3 protein-coding genes are annotated in these 2,185 nt (G+C 74.1%); 1 reads left to right on the forward strand and 2 read right to left on the reverse strand.

Going from position 1 to position 2,185, the window contains the following annotated elements; translation table 11 throughout:
- Positions 1-242: 242 nt before the first annotated feature.
- Together ACZJYS_RS24055 and ACZJYS_RS24060 are read right to left on the reverse strand one after the other, a co-directional pair.
- Positions 243-512: a hypothetical protein gene (locus ACZJYS_RS24055; protein WP_493180608.1), complete on the reverse strand. Its 270-nt coding sequence runs from the start codon at positions 510-512 to the stop codon at positions 243-245.
- Positions 513-625: 113 nt separating this feature from the next.
- Positions 626-1,057, reverse strand: coding sequence for a DUF1489 family protein (locus tag ACZJYS_RS24060; protein ID WP_109516316.1), 432 nt, complete (start codon positions 1,055-1,057; stop codon positions 626-628).
- Between the two features lie 165 nt (positions 1,058-1,222).
- Between ACZJYS_RS24060 and ACZJYS_RS24065 the strand changes: the two genes are divergently transcribed.
- On the forward strand, positions 1,223-2,185 hold a 963-nt coding region (locus tag ACZJYS_RS24065), incomplete at its 3' end, for a TAXI family TRAP transporter solute-binding subunit (protein WP_493180609.1).

Consider the following 2,185-nt stretch of genomic DNA (forward strand, 5'->3'; position numbering starts at 1 on the left):
GGCGGAGGTCTCGGCGCCGCCGCCGGTGCTGCCGCCGCGGCCCGTGGAGCCGTCCCTGGAGGACTGGGCGCAGCCGCAGCCGAGGGACCCGGCGCAGGACCCTGGCTGGAAGCAGGACCCCACCTGAAAAAATGGGCCGGCCGGACGAGCCGGCCGGCCCAACAGCCGGCCCCCGGAAGGGCTGGCTGATCGGACGGCGGCCTGCCGGGAAATAAGGCCGCCGCCGAATCCGGGCGCCCTGCTCAGCCGGCCGTGCGGGCGGCGCGGCGGGCGCGGGCGGCCTGCTGGCGCTGGGTGCGCTTGGCGGCGCTGGCGTGCTGGCGCTGGCGGGTTGTGCTGCGCGCGCTGTGGCGGCGGGTGTGCTGGCGCGCCGCCGCCGGCTGCGCCTGGGTGCCTGCCGTGACGGCCTGGCCACGCGGGGCGCGGGCCTCGGCAGTGCCGGAAAGGGCGGTCAGGGCCAGCGGTGCGGCCAGGGCGAAGGCCGCGAGCAGGAGGCGGAACGAGCGGAGCATTGCGGTGGATTCCTGATGGCGAGGGAAGCACGCCCCTCAGCCAACAGGCTGCGCAAGCTGGCCTCTCGCCAGGATGGGCCGGCGCTGAATTCACCGTAATGAAGTGTTTGCCTTCAGAGCAGGCAGAGCAGCTGCAACTCGCGCCGCAGCGCCTCGGGCAGGGCGGCGATGCCGTCATCCGCCGCGCCGTCGGGGCGGGCGGCGATGTCGGGCGGCGCGGCCTCGGGCGCCAGGTAGCGCCAGCCCTGGAAGGCCTTCACCGGCCGCGCCGCCACCGCCACCAGCGCCGGGTCCAGCACCAGGGCGGCGTACGCCGTGCCGTCCTCCGCCGCCTCGGTGCGGATGTCGAGGATGCGCTGGCGGACGCAGGCGAAGCCGGCCACCACCCAGTAGAGCGAGCCGCCCGCCAGCACCTCCTCCGCCCGCTTGGGCTGCATGCGGGTGAGGTGGCGGAGCGGCGGGTCGAGGCGGGCGCGCCGCTCCTGCGCGGCGCGGAGGGAGGCCACGTCGCGCGGGCCGACGCAGAGCTTGATGATGTGCAGCACGCCGCCTGATCTACGCCCCCCGCGCCGCGCCGCAAGGGGGGTCGATCGTGGTGCTTCCTTTGTGTGGCGCGCTGCGGCACGCTGCTCCCCGGCCACACCCGGCGGCATGATCGGGGCCGGGCCAGGACGGCGGCCGCGGCCGCCGCGGACAGGGAAGGAAGACCGATGCAACGACGCGAGATGCTCTTCGCCGGCGCGCTGGCGGCCACGCTGCCGGTGCTGGCGCCACGCCTGGCGGCGGCGCAGCCCAAGCAGGCCGGCTGGCCGCGCGCGCTCACCATGGGCACGGCGGCGCCGGGCGGCACCTACGCGCTCTACGGCCCGGCCTGGGGGCAGATGGCGCAGGCGGCGACGGGGGTCGCCATCTCCTACCGGACCACCCAGGGGCCGAACCAGAACATCCTGCTGGTGGAGCGCAAGGAGGTGGAGATCGCCATGACCACCATGGGCGTGGCGCTGCAGGCCTGGGAAGGCAAGGGCGACTGGACCCAGGGCAAGCAGTTCCGCGAGATCCGCGCGCTGTTCCCGATGTATGACACGCCCTTCCACGGCATCGCGCTGAAGCGCAGCGGCATCACCCGCTTCGCGCAGCTGGAGGGCAAGAACATCGGCGTCGGCCCGCGCGGGGGCACGCCCGGCACCTACTTCCCCATCATCATGAGCACGCTGGGCTACAAGCCGGGGGCGGTGCGCTACGGCTCCGGCTCCGACATGGCGGGGCAGCTGCAGGACGGGCTGCTGGATGCCTACCTCTTCGCCTCCGGCATCCCCGTGCCCTCCTTCAGCGAGGCCGAGACGCAGGGCGATGTGGTGTTCCTCGACTTCACCGAGGCGGAGGTGGCGAAGCTGACGGCGGCGTTGCCCGAGCTCTCCCCCGGCACCATCCCGGCCAGCACCTACCGCACCGCCGGGCGCGATCTGCGGGTGGTCGGCATGTTCAACTTCGCCATCGCGCATCGCAGCCTGGACGAGGGCCTGGTCTATGCCATCGTCAAGGCGGTGATGGACGGCAACGCGCAGCTGGTGCAGGCGATCGCGGCGGCGCGCGAGACGGTGCCGGCCAATGCCGCCAAGAACGGCTTCCTGCCCTTCCATCCCGGCGCGGCGCGCTACTTCCGCGAGAAGGGC

It is taken from the genome of Roseomonas sp. TS2 (assembly GCF_058833935.1).

Coding starts and splice junctions, on each gene's coding strand:
- ACZJYS_RS24055 (WP_493180608.1), bottom strand. CDS start 512: ATGCTCCGCTCGTTCCGCCTCCTGCTCGCGGCCTTCGCCCTGGCCGCA.